At 71.4% G+C, this 14902-nt stretch carries 15 protein-coding genes and 1 pseudogene; 7 read left to right on the top strand and 9 right to left on the bottom strand.

The annotated features are described in order from the left end of the window. The first annotated feature begins 69 nt into the window (after positions 1-69). Both AB0947_RS12125 and AB0947_RS12120 read left to right on the top strand, forming a co-directional pair. The gene (locus AB0947_RS12125; protein ID WP_029381130.1) at positions 70-561 is read left to right on the top strand and encodes an inorganic diphosphatase; all 492 of its coding nucleotides are present in this window, start codon (positions 70-72) and stop codon (positions 559-561) included. A gap of 133 nt (positions 562-694) precedes the next feature. Next, complete coding sequence (locus tag AB0947_RS12120; protein ID WP_366750241.1) at positions 695-2347, top strand: threonine/serine exporter family protein; 1653 nt, start codon at positions 695-697, stop codon at positions 2345-2347. Between the two features lie 24 nt (positions 2348-2371). Here AB0947_RS12120 and AB0947_RS12115 read toward each other — a convergent pair whose 3' ends face one another. Further along, positions 2372-3445 (bottom strand): DedA family protein, encoded by a 1074-nt coding sequence (locus AB0947_RS12115; RefSeq protein ID WP_366750240.1) that lies wholly within the window; start codon positions 3443-3445, stop codon positions 2372-2374. A gap of 152 nt (positions 3446-3597) precedes the next feature. Next, on the bottom strand, positions 3598-4362 hold the full coding sequence (locus AB0947_RS12110) for a MerR family transcriptional regulator (RefSeq protein ID WP_366750239.1): 765 nt from the start codon (positions 4360-4362) through the stop codon (positions 3598-3600). A gap of 128 nt (positions 4363-4490) precedes the next feature. Here AB0947_RS12110 and AB0947_RS12105 point away from each other — a divergent pair, with 128 nt between their 5' ends. Together AB0947_RS12105 and AB0947_RS12100 are read left to right on the top strand one after the other, a co-directional pair. Then, positions 4491-5777 (top strand): ion channel protein, encoded by a 1287-nt coding sequence (locus tag AB0947_RS12105; protein WP_366750238.1) that lies wholly within the window; start codon positions 4491-4493, stop codon positions 5775-5777. Between the two features lie 58 nt (positions 5778-5835). Next, on the top strand, positions 5836-7242 hold the full coding sequence (locus tag AB0947_RS12100) for a glutamate decarboxylase (protein WP_366750237.1): 1407 nt from the start codon (positions 5836-5838) through the stop codon (positions 7240-7242). A gap of 27 nt (positions 7243-7269) precedes the next feature. On the opposite strand, the pseudogene AB0947_RS12095 reads toward AB0947_RS12100, so the two are convergent. The 5 genes and pseudogenes from AB0947_RS12095 to AB0947_RS12075 form a co-directional block, all read right to left on the bottom strand. Further along, positions 7270-7610 (bottom strand): annotated as a pseudogene (locus tag AB0947_RS12095) (ATP-binding cassette domain-containing protein); the annotation flags it as partial. A 52-nt stretch (positions 7611-7662) separates the two neighbouring features. Next, complete coding sequence (locus tag AB0947_RS12090) at positions 7663-8304, bottom strand: PadR family transcriptional regulator (protein WP_366750236.1); 642 nt, start codon at positions 8302-8304, stop codon at positions 7663-7665. Positions 8305-8334: 30 nt separating this feature from the next. Further along, positions 8335-8877 (bottom strand): DinB family protein, encoded by a 543-nt coding sequence (locus tag AB0947_RS12085; RefSeq protein ID WP_366750235.1) that lies wholly within the window; start codon positions 8875-8877, stop codon positions 8335-8337. A 178-nt stretch (positions 8878-9055) separates the two neighbouring features. Then, on the bottom strand, positions 9056-10516 hold the full coding sequence (locus AB0947_RS12080) for an aldehyde dehydrogenase family protein (protein WP_366750234.1): 1461 nt from the start codon (positions 10514-10516) through the stop codon (positions 9056-9058). 87 nt (positions 10517-10603) lie between these two features. Continuing rightward, the gene (locus AB0947_RS12075) at positions 10604-11428 is read right to left on the bottom strand and encodes a helix-turn-helix transcriptional regulator (RefSeq protein ID WP_366750309.1); all 825 of its coding nucleotides are present in this window, start codon (positions 11426-11428) and stop codon (positions 10604-10606) included. Positions 11429-11793: 365 nt separating this feature from the next. On the opposite strand from AB0947_RS12075, the gene AB0947_RS12070 reads away from it, so the two are divergent. Next, a complete protein-coding gene (locus AB0947_RS12070; protein ID WP_366750233.1) occupies positions 11794-12267 on the top strand; it encodes an ATP-binding protein in 474 nt (157 codons plus the stop codon). Positions 12268-12376: 109 nt separating this feature from the next. Here AB0947_RS12070 and AB0947_RS12065 read toward each other — a convergent pair whose 3' ends face one another. Both AB0947_RS12065 and AB0947_RS12060 read right to left on the bottom strand, forming a co-directional pair. Next, positions 12377-12646, bottom strand: a complete 270-nt coding sequence (locus AB0947_RS12065) for a DUF397 domain-containing protein (protein ID WP_366750232.1) — start codon at positions 12644-12646, stop codon at positions 12377-12379. 147 nt (positions 12647-12793) lie between these two features. Beyond that, positions 12794-13195 (bottom strand): SRPBCC domain-containing protein, encoded by a 402-nt coding sequence (locus AB0947_RS12060; RefSeq protein ID WP_366750231.1) that lies wholly within the window; start codon positions 13193-13195, stop codon positions 12794-12796. A gap of 107 nt (positions 13196-13302) precedes the next feature. On the opposite strand from AB0947_RS12060, the gene AB0947_RS12055 reads away from it, so the two are divergent. After that, positions 13303-13815, top strand: coding sequence for a hypothetical protein (locus tag AB0947_RS12055; protein WP_366750230.1), 513 nt, complete (start codon positions 13303-13305; stop codon positions 13813-13815). Between the two features lie 134 nt (positions 13816-13949). Further along, positions 13950-14465 (top strand): DUF4232 domain-containing protein, encoded by a 516-nt coding sequence (locus tag AB0947_RS12050; RefSeq protein WP_366750229.1) that lies wholly within the window; start codon positions 13950-13952, stop codon positions 14463-14465. Positions 14466-14902 lie beyond the last annotated feature (437 nt).

Genomic DNA, 14902 nt, shown 5'->3' with positions numbered 1-14902 from the left:
CGCGATCACACACCTGCGTGAGGGACACTTAACCACCAGAACTATGTGCTGATCATGGAGGAGCCACCGGTGGAGTTCGACGTCACGATCGAGATCCCGAAGGGTTCGCGGAACAAGTACGAGGTGGACCACGAGACCGGTCGGATCCGCCTGGACCGTCGTCTCTTCACCTCGACCGCCTACCCGACCGACTACGGCTTCGTCGAGAACACCCTCGGCGAGGACGGCGACCCGCTGGACGCGCTGGTCATCCTGGACGAGCCGACCTTCCCGGGCTGCCTCATCCGCTGCCGCGCGATCGGCATGTTCCGCATGACGGACGAGGCGGGCGGCGACGACAAGCTGCTGTGCGTCCCGGCGACCGACCCGCGCGTGGAGCACCTGCGCGACATCCACCACGTGTCGGAGTTCGACCGCCTGGAGATCCAGCACTTCTTCGAGGTCTACAAGGACCTGGAGCCCGGCAAGTCGGTCGAGGGCGCCAACTGGGTGGGCCGGACGGACGCCGAGGCGGAGATCGAGCGGTCGTACAAGCGCTTCAAGGAGCAGGGCGGCCACTGAGCACCCGCTCGCGTGAACGGGCCGCACGCGCACGCGTGCGGCCCGTTTCGCATGTCCGCACAGGTACGGTCCGTCCGGGTACGTGTGCGCATACTGATGCTTACGGCAAGTGCGGTACAGGGAGCGGTGCGAGGTGACGGAGGCGGAGGAGCGCAAGCCCCGGTCGGACGAGGCGCGGTACGACCCGGAGATCACGTCCGAGTTCGCCATCCCCGAGGGCCTCGACGTCCCGAGGGCAGGCGAGTCGGAGACGACCTCCGAGTTCGCCGTGCCGAAGGGGCTGGAGACCCCGCAGCCGCCCAGTGCCGAACCGGAGGGCTCGGCGTTCGGCACGCCGAGCACCTACAGCGCGAAGAGCGCGCCGGCCGCGTTCACCCCGGCCACCGGTGTGCCGCTGGTCAGCCTGGTCAAGGACGCGCCCTGGCAGGACCGGATGCGCACGATGCTGCGCATGCCGGTGACGGAGCGGCCGGCGCCGGAGGCGGTGCAGCGCGTGGAGGAGGGCGGTCCGGCCGTCCCGCGCGTCCTGGACCTGACCCTGCGCATCGGTGAGCTGCTGCTGGCCGGCGGTGAGGGCGCGGAGGACGTGGAGGCCGCGATGTTCGCGGTGTGCCGGTCCTACGGCCTGGACCGGTGCGAGCCGACCGTCACCTTCACGCTGCTGTCGATCTCGCACCAGCCGTCGCTGGTGGAGGACCCGGTGACGGCGTCCCGGACCGTCCGGCGGCGGGGCACCGACTACACGCGTCTCTCGGCCGTCTTCCGGCTGGTGGACGACCTGACCGACCCGGAGACCCATGTCTCCCTGGAGGAGGCCTACCGGCGCCTGGCGGAGATCCGCCGCAACCGGCACCCGTACCCCGGCTGGGCGCTGACCCTGGCGAGCGGGCTGCTGGCCGGCGCGGCCTCCGTGCTGGTCGGCGGTGACCCGATCGTGTTCCTGGCGGCGGCCGTCGGCGCGATGCTCGGCGACCGGCTGGCCTGGCTGTGCGCGGGGCGCGGGCTGCCGGAGTTCTACCAGTTCACGGTGGCCGCGATGCCGCCCGCCGCGATCGGGGTGGCGCTGACCCTGGCGCACGTGGACGTGAAGGCGTCCGCGGTGATCACCGGTGGGCTGTTCGCGCTGCTGCCGGGGCGGGCGCTGGTGGCGGGGGTGCAGGACGGGCTGACGGGCTTCTACATCACCGCCTCGGCCCGGCTGCTGGAGGTCATGTACTTCTTCGTCGGCATCGTCACCGGGGTGCTGACCGTCCTGTACTTCGGCGTGAAGATCGGCGGCAAGCTGAATCCGGACGCGCAGCTGGGCATCTCCCACCGGCCGCTGATCCAGATCGCGGCATCGATGCTGCTGTCGCTGACCTTCGCCGTACTGCTCCAGCAGGAGCGGTCCACCGTGCTCTGGGTGACCCTCAACGGCGGGGTGGCCTGGTCGGTGTACGGCGCGATGCGCTACGCGGGCGATATCTCGCCGGTGGCCTCCACGGCCGTGGCGGCGGGGCTCGTGGGGCTGTTCGGGCAGCTGCTGTCCCGGTACCGGTTCGCCTCGGCGCTGCCGTACACGACGGCGGCGATCGGGCCGCTGCTGCCCGGTTCGGCGACGTACTTCGGGCTGCTGTCCATGGCGCAGAACGACGTGGACAAGGGACTGGTGTCGCTGGCCAAGGCCGCGTCGCTGGCGATGGCCATCGCCATCGGGGTCAACCTGGGGTCGGAGATCTCCCGGCTGTTCCTGCGCATCGGTTCCGCCGGGAAGCGCCGGGCCGCCAAGCGGACGCGCGGGTTCTGAGTCTCCCCGTCCCCCGCGCCCCGGTCAGTGGCCGCGGTTGTCGTACGGGTACTGGTTCGGGTCGTACTGGTTCTGGTCGTACTGGTTCTGTTCGTACTGACTCTGGCCGTACTGACTCTGGTCGTACTGGTTCGGCTGCTGCTGCGGGTGCTGCTGGTGCTGCTGCTGGGGGTACTGCTGCCGGTCGTAGGACTGCCCGGCGTCGTAGCCCTGGCCGTCATAGCCCTGGTTGCCGTACCCCTGATGGCCGTGGCCCTGGTTCTCGTAGCCCTGGTTCCAGTCCTGCTGCCGGGGCTGCTGGGGCTGCTGGTACGGCTGCTCGTACTGCGGGGTGTACGGCTGCTCGGGCTCCACGCGCCGCAGGCGGGTCGTGGCGTCGTCCATGACCGGGGGGTGCTGGTACTGCGGCTGCTGGTGGACGGGCTGGGCCTGCTGGTGGGCGGGCTGCCGCGCGGGCTCCGGGGCGCTCTGCCCGGCCTTCTTGCTCTTGCCGCGCGCCCGCAGGTACTCGATGGCGATCGGGATCACCGAGACGAGGACGATCAGAATCAGGATCGCCTCGATGTTCTTCTTGACGAAGCCGATGTTGCCGAGCCAGGAGCCGAGCAGGGTGACGCCCGCGCCCCACAGCACACCGCCGATGACGTTGAAGGTCAGGAACGAGCGGTACTTCATGCCGCTGACGCCCGCGATGATCGGCGTGAACGTGCGCACGATCGGCACGAAGCGGGCCAGGACCAGGGACTTCGGGCCGTACTTCTCGAAGAACTCGTGCGCCTTGGTGACGTTCTCCTGCTTGAAGAGGCGGGAGTCCGGCCGGTTGAACAGGGACGGGCCGACCTTCTTGCCGAACATGTAGCCCGCCTGGTCGCCGAGGATCGCGGCGAGGGAGATCAGCGCGATGGCGGCCCACAGCGGGAAGTCGAGGTCCCCGGACGTGATCAGCAGGCCGCACGTGAACAGCAGCGAGTCACCCGGCAGAAAGAAACCGATGAGCAGGCCGGACTCGGCGAAGACGATGAGCAGCAGACCCCAGACGCTGTACGTGTCGAGCAGATAGTTGGGATCCAGCCAGCTCGGGCCGAGGGCGAGTGTCATAACGGGTCCGGCTCCTGAGAGGTGAAGGCGGCTACGGCGGCAGAACGTCGATGGGGCGCCGTACAAAACTATCAACGTAAGGGGACCATCCCGGGTTCCACCGCGTCACCGTGGGGTGCCCGGGCCCGGGGAGCCGGCCCCGGGCCCGGACGTCAGGAGGCGGTGTGCCGGTCCGCGTTGGCGAGGATCGCGTCGCGCAGGTGCTCGGCGAGCCCGGGGCGCATCGCGTCGTAGAACGCCTTGAAGCGCTCGTCGGAGACGTACATCCGCGCGAAGCACCGGTGCGTCTCGTAGGGAACCTCGAAGTAGTACCGGCCGATGTGCCGCCGGTGTTCCTCGGCCAGGTCCATGGCCGCCTCGCCGGCCGGCCGCTCGCCGGCGGCGACCAGGGCGGCGTACCGCTCGCCCCAGTCGGCCACCTCGGCCTGGATGCGCTTCCAGTCCTCCTTGGTGTACGTCGCGGCGCGGCGCCGTGACTCGGCGTACGCCTCGGTGCCGCCCCAGCGCTGCTCGGCCTCCTCGGCGTACTGCTCGGGGTCCTTGTCCCCGAAGACCTCGAACCGCTCCTCCGGTGTCAGGTCGATGCCCATCGTGCGTGCCTCCAAGGCGTGCTCCACGGCCGCGGCCATCTTCTGCAGCTTCTCGATCCGGGCGGTCAGCAGGTCGTGCCGGCGGCGCAGGTGTGTGCGCGGGTCCGCGTCCGGGTCGTCGAGCAGGGCCGCGACCTCGTCGAGCGGGAAGCCGAGCTCACGGTAGAACAGGATCTGCTGGAGCCGGTCGAGGTCGGCGTCGCCGTAGCGCCGGTGGCCGGCGTACGTCCGCTCGCTGGGCACGAGCAGGCCGATCTCGTCGTAGTGGTGCAGCGTGCGCACCGTGACGCCGGCGAACCCCGCGACCTGTCCCACGGAGTAGCTCACTTTCCGCTCCTTGTCGTCGGTACGCCCCCACGCTGCGGCCTCACGTCGCGTGAGGTGCAAGCCGACAGCGCGTTCCGCGTGCCGTGGTTCCGGATGTTGCGGGCGTTTCGTCCGCTTATGGTGAGCCCGTGGCCGAGGAGACGACGCAGCAGGCGCCCCCGAGCGCTCCGAGCGCCCCGGCACGGGCTCTGCTGCCGTTCATCCTGCCCGCCCTCCTCGTGGGCGTGGCCGCGAGCCTGGTCTTCGTCGGGGTGAGCACGGCGGGGGAGAAGCTCCAGCGCCTGCTGTGGGGCCCGCTGCCCGACGCCCTCGGTGTGGGCCGCGCCAGCGTGCTGTGGATGTTCGTCATGCTCCTGGCGACCGGGATCGCCGTCGGGCTGGTGGTCTGGAAGGTCCCCGGCCACGCCGGGCCCGACCCGGCCACCGTCGGACTGGACGCGCCGGTGCTGCCGCCGGCCGTCCTGCCGGGCCTGGTGCTGGCCACCGCGCTCATGCTGGCCGGCGGTCCGAGCCTCGGCCCGGAGAACCCGGTCATCGCGGTCAACGTGGGCCTCGCGGCCTGGCTGGGCGCGCGCTTCCTGCCCCGGACGCCGGGCGCCCTGTGGCCGGTGCTGGCGGAGGCGGCGACGATCGGCGCGCTGTTCGGCACACCGGTGGCGGCGGCACTGGTGATCTCCGAGGCACTGGCGGGGCGGCCGATGCCGGGCCGGCTGTGGGACAACGTGTTCGCGCCGCTGACCGCGGGCACGTGCGGGGCGATCACGACGGCTCTGGTGGCCCGTCCGACCTTCGACCTGGGACTGCCGCCCCTGGGCCACCCGCGCGCGAGTGACCTGCTGGCGGCCCTGGTGATCGCCTCGGTCGCCGCGCTGCTCGGCATGTGCGCCGTCCGCGCCTTCCCGTACGTCCACGCGGCCTTCCGGCGGCTGCGGCACCCGATGCTCATGCTTCCGGCCGGCGGGGTCGTACTGGGGGCCCTGGCGGCCCTGGGCGGCCGGCTGACGCTGTTCAAGGGCGTGACGGAGATCGGGCAGCTGGCCCGCGACCCGCAGAGCTGGTCGGCGGGACAGTTAGCCACCATGACGGTGGCGAAGCTGGCCGCGCTGGTCGTCGCGGCGGCCTGCGGCTTCCGGGGCGGCCGGATCTTCCCCGCGGTCTTCGCCGGCGCCGCGCTGGGCCTGTGCGCCCACGCCCTGGTACCGGCCGTGCACCTCGCGGTGGGCGTGGCCACGGGCGTGCTGGGCATGCTCCTGGCGATCACCCGGCAGGGCTGGATGAGCCTGTTCACCGCCGCCGTCCTGGTCACCTCGCCCGGGACCCTCGCCCTGCTGTGCGTCGCCTCGCTGCCGGCCTGGCTGCTGGTGACGGGCCGTCCGCAGATGCAGTTGCGGCAGGACGGGACCCCGGTCCGATGACTCTCCCCACCCGACCCCCACTCACTCCCGACACCCGTTTTCCTGGAGGCACATCCCGATGGCCCTGCACAAAGGTCCCGAGAAGCACGAGCGGCGGACGATGTCGGTCAACCCGTTCTTCGGGGAGGCCAACCCCGTCGGCGGCATGACCGAGGCCCCGCCCACCCACCGGCTCCCGGACGCCCCGCTGCCGCCGTCCACGGCGTACCAGCTGGTGCACGACGAGCTGATGCTGGACGGCAACTCCCGGCTGAACCTGGCCACCTTCGTCACCACCTGGATGGAGCCGCAGGCCGGGGTGCTGATGGGCGAGTGCCGGGACAAGAACATGATCGACAAGGACGAGTACCCGCGCACGGCCGAACTGGAGCGGCGCTGCGTGGCGATGCTCGCGGACCTGTGGAACGCGCCGGACCCCTCGGCGGTCGTCGGCTGTTCGACGACCGGGTCGAGTGAGGCGTGCATGCTCGCCGGGATGGCGCTGAAGCGGCGCTGGACGAAGCGGAACGCCGACCGCTACCCGGGCGCGCGGCCCAATCTGGTCATGGGCGTCAACGTCCAGGTGTGCTGGGAGAAGTTCTGCGACTTCTGGGAGGTGGAGGCCCGGCTGGTCCCGATGGAGGGCGACCGCTTCCACCTGGACCCGCAGGCGGCCGTCGGCCTGTGCGACGAGAACACCATCGGGGTCGTCGGCATCCTCGGCTCGACCTTCGACGGCTCCTACGAACCGGTCGCCGACCTGTGCGCGGCCCTGGACGCCCTCCAGGAGCGCACCGGCCTCGACATCCCGGTGCACGTGGACGGCGCGTCCGGCGCCATGGTGGCGCCCTTCCTGGACGAGGACCTGGTGTGGGACTTCCGCCTGCCGCGCGTGGCGTCGATCAACACCTCCGGGCACAAGTACGGGCTGGTGTACCCGGGCGTCGGCTGGGCGCTGTGGCGGGACAAGGAGGCGCTGCCCGAGGAGCTGGTCTTCCGGGTGAACTACCTGGGCGGCGACATGCCGACCTTCGCGCTGAACTTCTCCCGGCCCGGCGCCCAGGTGGTGGCGCAGTACTACACGTTCCTGCGGCTCGGCCGGGAGGGCTACCGGGCCGTGCAGCAGTCGACACGGGACGTGGCGACCTCGCTCGCCTCCCGGATCGAGGCGCTCGGCGACTTCCGGCTGCTCACGCGCGGGGACCAGCTCCCCGTGTTCGCGTTCACCACCGCCGACCACGTCACCTCCTTCGACGTCTTCGACGTCTCCCGGCGGCTGCGCGAGAACGGCTGGCTGGTGCCCGCCTACACCTTCCCGCCGCACCGCGAGGACCTGTCCGTGCTGCGGATCGTGTGCCGCAACGGCTTCTCGCACGACCTCGCCGACCTGTTCCTGGACGACCTGGCCCGCCTGCTGCCGGAACTGCGCCGGCAGCCGCACCCCCTGACCCGCGACAAGGAGGCGGCCACCGGATTCCACCACTAGGGTCTTCCGTCCATCAGGCGAACCAGGCAGGCCGGTGGCGGGCTCGTCCAGGAACGGCACCGCGGGGTCGGTGGTCAGGGAGGCGGCCAGGTCCAGGCGGCGGCGCATGCCGCCGCTGCGCCGGAGCGGGCGACCGGGATCCGCCCGGTGCCGGTGAGGCCGAAGCGCTCCAGGAGCTCCGTGGCGCGCACGCGCGCGTGGCGGGCGCCGAGGTGGTGCGGACGGGCGGACGTCTCCAGGTTCCGCCGGCCGTCGAACCGCTCGTCCAGGGCCGCGTGCCGGCCCGGCGGACCGATGCGCCGGCGGACCGCGCGGGCGTCGGTCAGCACGTCGTGCCCGGCGACCCGGACACGCCCGCTGCCGGGCCTAGGGCGGGCAGGATCGCGGACCGGGGTGGCCCCGCCCGCGCCGTCCGTCTGCTCAGCGGTCGTCCTCCGGATGCCGCTCCGCTGTCGCGTACGGGTTCTCCTGCCCCTCGGCGAGCACGCCCACGAACGGCTCGCCCTCCCCCGCGAAGGTGTACGCGCCCGCCTCCAGACGGTCGATGAGCCCCTGGGTCCAGGCCGCGTCGGAGTCGGCCGTGTGGACCCAGAGGCGCATGATCTCCCCGATGTGGCCGAGCTGCTCCGGGCCGCCCTCGGGGACGTAGTGCTCGGTGACGGCGGTTCGCCACCGGGCGATCCGGCGGATCCGTTCCCGCAGCAGCTCCAGGGCCTCCGTGCGCGGCAGTTCGACCAGGAAGCCGATCGCCGCGGACTGGATGTCCGTCTTCTGGTCGTAGGCGACCAGGGACTCGCGCAGCAGCCGGAAGAACTCGTCCTCGCCCGGGTCCGTGATCTCGTACTCCACCCGCGGCGGCCCGCCGGCCGTGGACGGCGCGATCTCGTGCGCGTGCAGCAGTCCTTGCTTGGCCATCTGCTTCAGGGCGTGGTAGACCGAGCCCGGCTTGGCGTTGGACCACTCGTGCGCGCCCCAGTACTCCAGGTCGTTGCGGACCTGGTAGCCATGGGCCCGCCCGTGCTGGCGGACGGCGCCCAGCACGAGAAGACGGATCGCTGACATGAGGTCCAGGTTAGGACCCCGCGATCACCGTCAGGAGCCGCCCCGCTCCAGCGCCACGAGCTCGAACGCGGTCTTCCCGTCCAGGGACTCGCGAATGATGTCGGCGTGACCGGCGTGCCGGGCCGTCTCCCGGATCAGGTGCAGACACAGCCAGCGCACCGACACACGGCCCTCCGGCGGGAACCAGGGGTCGGGCGGCAGCGGGAAGGTGTCGTCCAGGCTGGGCGCCGAGCGGACGAACTTCTCCGTCCCCGCGGCGACCTGCTCCCAGTACGCCAGTTGCGAGGCCACCGTCTCGTCATCGGCCAGCCGGAAGGTCTCGTGCCAGTTGGACTCGTCGCGCCGCACCGCCGGCGGCTCCTGCTTCGCGCGGGCGATCCAGCTCTGCTCCGTCTCGGCGACGTGCTTGAGCAGCCCGCCCAGGGACAGCTCGCTGACGCTGGGGCGGGTACGGGCCTGCTCCTCGGTCAGCCCGAGCAGTGCCCGGCGGATGCCTCCGCGCTGTTCCTCGATGAACGCGAGCAGCGCCCCGCGCTCGTCGCCGTCCGCCTCCGCCGCAACGTGCGTGACCATGGCCTGCCGCCTTTCGTCGGACCGGTTCGCCGGGGCGGTTCCCCCGACACCGACGACGCTACGGACCCTTGCGGTCAGGTGCTGTCCGCAAGGGCCCGCGCGCGCGAGGGCGCCGGAAAGCCGGGCGCGGGACGGCAGGAGGCGCGGGAGAGCGGGAGGCGGGACGACGGGGGCGCGGCTAGAACGGGAACGCGCTGCGCCCGTGCTGCACCGAGATCCACTTCACGGTGGTGAACGCCTCCATCGTGGTCTCGCCGTTGAGACGGCCGAGACCGGAGTGCTTCTCGCCGCCGAAGGGCACGATCGGCTCGTCGTGGACCGTGCCGTCGTTCACATGGAACATGCCGGTGTCGATCCGCTTGGCGAAGGCCACGCCCCGCTCGATGTCGGCCGTGTGGACGGCGCCGCTGAGGCCGTACGGGGTGTCGTTGACGATCCGCACCGCCTCCTCCTCGCCGTCGAACGTGAGGAGGAAGACGACCGGGCCGAAGACCTCCTGCTGGAGCAGCGGGGAGCCGGCCGGGACGCCGGTCAGCACGGTCGGCTCGACCAGGTTGTTGGTCGTGGCGCCGCGCACCAGGGCGGTGGCGCCCTCGGCGAGCGCCTGCTCCACGGTGCCGGAGACGGCGCCCGCCTGCGCGGAGTTGATCACCGGGCCGATCACGGTCTGCGGGTCGCGGGGGTCGCCGACCTTGAGGGTGCGGACCTTGGCGACGAACTTCTCGGTGAACTCGTCGGCCACGGACGCGTCCACGAGGACCCGGTTGGCGGCCATGCAGACCTGGCCCTGGTGCACGAACCGGCTGAAGACGGCCGCGTCCACCGCGTAGTCGATGTCGGCGTCGTCCAGCACCACCAGCGCGCTGTTGCCGCCCAGTTCGAGCACCGCGCGCTTGAAGTGCCGGGCGCAGACGGTGGCGACGTGCCGGCCGACCTTGTCCGAACCGGTGAAGGAGATGACCTTCGGGACGGGGTGCTCCAGGAACGCGTCACCGATCTCGGCGATGTCGGTGACGACGACGTTGAGCAGGCCGCCGGGCAGCCCGGCGTCCTCGAAGATCTTCGCGAGCAGGGTGCCGCCGGCGATCGGGGTGTTCTGGTGCGGCTTGAGCACCACGCCGTTGCCGAGCGCGAGGGCCGGCGCGACCGACTTCAGCGACAGCAGGAACGGGAAGTTGAAGGGGCTGATGACGCCCACGACGCCGACCGGCACGCGGTAGACGCGGTTCTCCTTGCCCTCGACCGGGGAGGGCAGGATCCGGCCCTCGGGGCGCAGCGCGAGGTGGACCGACTCGCGCAGGAACTCCTTGGCGAGGTGCAGCTCGAAGCCGGCCTTGACGCGCGTGCCGCCCAGCTCCGCGATGATCAGGTCGGCTATCTCCTGCTCGCGGTCCTCTATCAGCCGCAGGGCCCGCTCGAAGACCGCGCGCCGGGCGTAGGGGTTGGTCTCGGCCCACTTCTTCTGGGCCCGGGCGGCGGCCTGGTAGGCCTCGTCCACCTCGTCGACCGTGGCCACCGTGATCGAGGCCAGCTTCTCGTCGTCGTAGGGGTTGAAGTCGATGACGTCCCAGGAGCCGGTGCCCGGCCGCCACTCGCCGTCGATGTACTGCTGGGCCAGGTCGGTGAAGTAGGACGACATGTGATCCCTCAATCGCTAGCGGCCACAGATCTATGCCGGGTCTGATCGAGCGTCATCCTACTTGCGAGTCACCAGAGTTGGGGCTCGTCAGGAGAGCTGCAGCAGGCCGCGCAGGAGGTCGCGGCTCTCGTCCGGGCCGGGGCTGTCCTGCTGGAGTTCCTTCAGGGCCTGCTCGTACTGGGCGACGTCCTCGCGCTTGTCCAGGTAGAGGGCGCTGGTCAGCTGCTCCATGTAGACCACGTCGGACAGGTCGGACTCGGGGAAGCTGAGGATGGTGAAGGCGCCGCTCTCGCCGGCGTGCCCGCCGAAGCTGAACGGCATGACCTGGAGCCGTACGTTGGGCCGCTCGGAGATGTCGATCAGGTGCTGGAGCTGGCCGCGCATCACCTCGCGGTCCCCGTAGGGGCGGCGCAGGGCGGCCTCGTCCAGGACGACGTGGAACTCGGGGGCGTTGTCGGCGAGCAGGTACTTCTGCCGCTCCAGGCGCAGCGCGACCCGGCGTTCGACGTCGGCGAGGCTCGCGCCCCTCATCCCGCGCCGGACCACCGCGCGGGCGTACTCCTCGGTCTGCAGCAGGCCGTGCACGAACTGCACCTCGTACGCGCGGATCAGCGAGGCGGCGCCCTCCAGGCCCACGTAGGTGGGGAACCAGCTGGGCAGGACGTCGGTGTAGCTGTGCCACCAGCCCGCCACGTTGGCCTCCCGGGCGAGGGAGAGCAGCGACTCGCGCTCCGCCTCGTCCGTGATGCCGTACAGCGTCAGCAGGTCCTCGACGTCCCTCGTCTTGAAGCTCACCCGGCCCAGCTCCATCCGGCTGATCTTCGACTCCGAGGCGCGGATCGAGTACCCCGCCGCCTCGCGCGTGATCCCCCGCGCTTCCCGCAGTCGCCTGAGTTGCGAGCCGAGCAGCATCCGCCGCACCACCGATCCGGGCTCTCCCGCGCTCACTTTCGCCAGCCTCCCCAACCGTCTTCAGGGGCCGAAGTCTGCCACTAAAACACTTCGAGCAGTACTCGTCCGGTTACGGAAACGGAAAGAGCCCGCCCATTTCCACCCGGGGCGGACCGGGAGAGGTCCGGACCTCTGGCAGGGAACGTCGGCAGGATGGCAGAAAAAATGGCCAAGAAGCGGTACGGGCAGTGTCATTTCGGTCGCGTGCACGTGCATCTGCCCTTGCATCTGTTGTGCGCATCCGAAACCATGGTGCCGCGCCACCGCTGCATCGCAACGACCGCGAATTCCCGGGAGTGCCTCGCATGGGGACGAATGGATCGACCATGCTCAAGCCGTTACGGCAGGGCCTTCCGCCGCTGGATCCCGCGGCCGTGTCCGATGCCGCCTCCTGCGCCCTGCCCGCCCGGTTCGAGGCGGTGCGCGAGGCCCGGCGCTTCACCCGGTGCACCCTGGAGCAGTGGGACGTCGGTGACCGCTTCGACGACATCTGCCTCGTCGTCTCCGAGCTCGTCACCAACGCGCTGCGCCACGCGGTACCGGCCGCGCCGCGCGGGGGCGAGGCGCACCCGTCCGTACGGCTGCACCTGATGCGCTGGACCGAGCGGCTGGTGTGCGCGGTGCGCGACCCGAGCCACGAGACCCCGGCCCCGCGGGACTCGGACGACTTCTCGGCCGAGTCGGGCCGCGGGCTGTTCCTGGTCGACTCCTTCGCCGACAGCTGGGGCTGGCACCCGCTCGCGGGCACGCTCGACGGCAAGGTGGTCTGGGCGCTGTTCCGGTTGCACACGGCCTGCTGATCCGGTTCGGCACCGGCGGGCGCGCGGTTTCCGCGCGCGTCCACCGGTCCGCGCCGCTGCGCCCCGCCGACATCGTTGCCAGCGGCGCGGCGAGAGCGGAGTGCCGGCGTCAGCTCGCGATCAGATGGTCGAACTCGCCGTCCTTGACACCCGCGAGCATGGCCTCGATCTCCGCGCGCGTGTAGACGAGCGCCGGCCCGTCCGGGAAGCGCGAGTTGCGTACGGCGACGTCGCCGCCCGGCAGCCGCGCGAACTCCACGCAGGACCCCTGCGAGTTGCTGTGCCTGCTCTTCTGCCAGGCCACTCCGTCCAGCTGCGTGGCAGCCATGCCGTTGTACACGTCGTACCCGCCGTACACGCCGTCAACGTCGCGGTCCACAGGTCGCTCCCCGAGTGGTGCACTGGCTGCTGAGGCCATAGATGCTGTAGTCAACTGACCCGGATCATAACTCTGTTCACGTGCAACTGCATGAGCAAATGCACGTGCACGGGGAGTGGTGCCACGGTTACAGCCTTGACGTCCGCTTTACCGAAGCCGCTCCAGCGCCTGCCCCGGAGCGGGCAGGCCATGCCCCCTCCGGCCCCCGCCCACGATCTTGCGTGCCACCGGCTGGGCGGGGCCGTCCGGATCGAACCCCTCGTGCACTAGGAAGAGACGCGTACCGCGCCCCTCATGTTCCAGGGTCGAGATGATCGTCCAGTCGGCCGGGTTGGCCGGATCGGCATCCGCCCGGCGGAGGGACAGCATCCGCTTGGTGTCGTAGGCCGGTACCTCCACCTCTACGACACCCGAGAAGCGGGCGTGGGGACGGGGTACGGAGGTCATCCGGTACCGGTGGCCGACCCGGAGCCGGAGGTCCTCGGCGCCGGGCATCTGCGAGCGGGCCGGCAGGTACTCTCCTCCTCTCCCGAGGCCCTTCCAATCCACCGGGGATTCCCGTGCCGCGTACGGAAGTCCTCCCGGTGACTGCTGGTAGCTTGCGCTGCGGGCCGTCCGGCGAGGGCGGCCGGCCGCTATCGCTGAGGGAGCTTCCGGTGACTACTGCGACTGCGAGGACGCGGGCGAGCGCGCGAGGGCGGTGCGCGGCCCTGGCCGCCGGGCTGGCGGGCGCGCTGGCACTCACGGCGTGCGGCGGCGGTGGTTCCGAGGGCGGGGAGGGCAGCTCGGCGTCACCCTCGAAGAGCTCCACCGCGACCCCGTCGCCGGGCGCGGCCTCCCCCGCGGGCGGCTCCGCCAAGCTCCAGGGCAGCTGGATCACCACCGCCGGCGGCAAGATCGTGGCCCTGGTGGTCACCGGGAAGAAGGCCGGGATCTTCGCGACCGGCGGCACCATGTGCAGTGGCACGGCGGGCGCCGAGGACGGCATGCAGATGATCCATCTGACGTGCACCGGCGGGGAGAAGGGGCGCTCCACCGGCATGGTCGACTCGGTCGACGGCACGACGCTCAAGGTGACCTGGTCGGGCGGGGCCGGCCAGGAGACGTACACCAAGGCGGAGGGCGGGAAGCTGCCGTCGGGGCTGCCGACGGCGCCGGTACGGCAGTGAGGACGCTTTCCCGGCGCTCGAAAGCGGCCGAGCACCATCTGAAGTGGTGAATCGGGACGGGGTGCGTGATCGCGTCCCGGACGCAGGGGCCATGATGCGGGGGAGACCGTCACCAGCTCGATGGGAACCTGCTCATGCGCGTCATTCCGCTCACCGTCACCGCTCTCGCCGCCGCTCTGCTGCTGACCGCCTGCAACGGCAGCGGCGGGAACAAGAACGGCAAGAGCGGCTCCGCCTGCGAGATCGGCGGGGTCTCGTTGCAGATCGGGGCGGCGAGCGTGGCCCCGGCCGCCGGGGACACCGGCGAGATCCCGGTCAGCATCACCAATCAGAGCACCCCCTGCACCCTGGACGGCTTCCCGGACGTCGTGCTGAACGGGGGCGGTTCCAAGACCCGGGTGCCCGTACTGAAGGGCGCGAAGGCCCAGAAGCTGAAGCTGGCCAAGGGCGACTCGGCGTCCTTCTCGATCAGCTACGTACGCGGAGCCGAGGGCGCCAAGAACGCGCTGGCCGCGCAGACCGTGAAGATCACCCTGCCAGGCTCGGACACCGGCCGGACCTTCCCGTGGAAGTACGGCCCGGTCGCGGCCAAGACCACCGGAACCGGCCCGGACGCGTCCGTGAGCGCCTTCCAGCAGGTGGGCGACTGAGGGGACGAGGGGGTCGCGGGGCGACTGGGCGGGCCGGCGAGTGGGCCGGTAGGAACGGACGCGGGCCGGCGAGTGGGCGGAACGGCGAGCGAGCCAGTCGGCGAGGCAAGCCAGTCGGCGGCCGGACGGGTCTGCGACCGGGCCGGGGAGCGCGGCCGCGGGGTCGGTCTCCGGGCCGGGGGGCGGGAGCCCGGGCCGGCGACCGGGGCAGGTCCGCGACCGGGCCGCGGGACACGCGCGCGGGTCGGCTACCGGGCGGGTCTACGACCCAGCCGCGGGACATGCGCGCGGATCGGCGACCCGGCCAGGAGGCACAAGCACGGGCCGGCGACCGGGCAAGTCCGCAACCGTGCCGCGAGGCACGCACGCGGGCCGGCAACCGAGCAGGTCGACGACCAGGCCGCGGAGCACGGGTGCGGGGACGGCGACCGGGCCGG

It is taken from the genome of Streptomyces sp. NPDC047841 (assembly GCF_040704085.1).
Lineage (GTDB): Bacteria > Actinomycetota > Actinomycetes > Streptomycetales > Streptomycetaceae > Streptomyces > Streptomyces argyrophylli.
The sequence above is the reverse complement of the archived record's forward strand: the minus strand, read 5'-3'. Positions and strand labels throughout refer to the sequence as shown.

What these genes read in the sequence shown, in the direction of transcription:
- AB0947_RS12115 (WP_366750240.1), bottom strand. Translation starts at nt 3,445, where the DNA reads ATGACACTCGCCCTCGGCCCGAGCTGGCTGGATCCCAACTATCTGCTC.
- AB0947_RS12100 (WP_366750237.1), top strand. Translation starts at nt 5,836, where the DNA reads ATGGCCCTGCACAAAGGTCCCGAGAAGCACGAGCGGCGGACGATGTCG.
- AB0947_RS12090 (WP_366750236.1), bottom strand. Translation starts at nt 8,304, where the DNA reads ATGTCAGCGATCCGTCTTCTCGTGCTGGGCGCCGTCCGCCAGCACGGG.
- AB0947_RS12085 (WP_366750235.1), bottom strand. Translation starts at nt 8,877, where the DNA reads ATGGTCACGCACGTTGCGGCGGAGGCGGACGGCGACGAGCGCGGGGCG.
- AB0947_RS12080 (WP_366750234.1), bottom strand. Translation starts at nt 10,516, where the DNA reads ATGTCGTCCTACTTCACCGACCTGGCCCAGCAGTACATCGACGGCGAG.
- AB0947_RS12075 (WP_366750309.1), bottom strand. Translation starts at nt 11,428, where the DNA reads ATGCTGCTCGGCTCGCAACTCAGGCGACTGCGGGAAGCGCGGGGGATC.
- AB0947_RS12070 (WP_366750233.1), top strand. Translation starts at nt 11,794, where the DNA reads ATGCTCAAGCCGTTACGGCAGGGCCTTCCGCCGCTGGATCCCGCGGCC.
- AB0947_RS12050 (WP_366750229.1), top strand. Translation starts at nt 13,950, where the DNA reads ATGCGCGTCATTCCGCTCACCGTCACCGCTCTCGCCGCCGCTCTGCTG.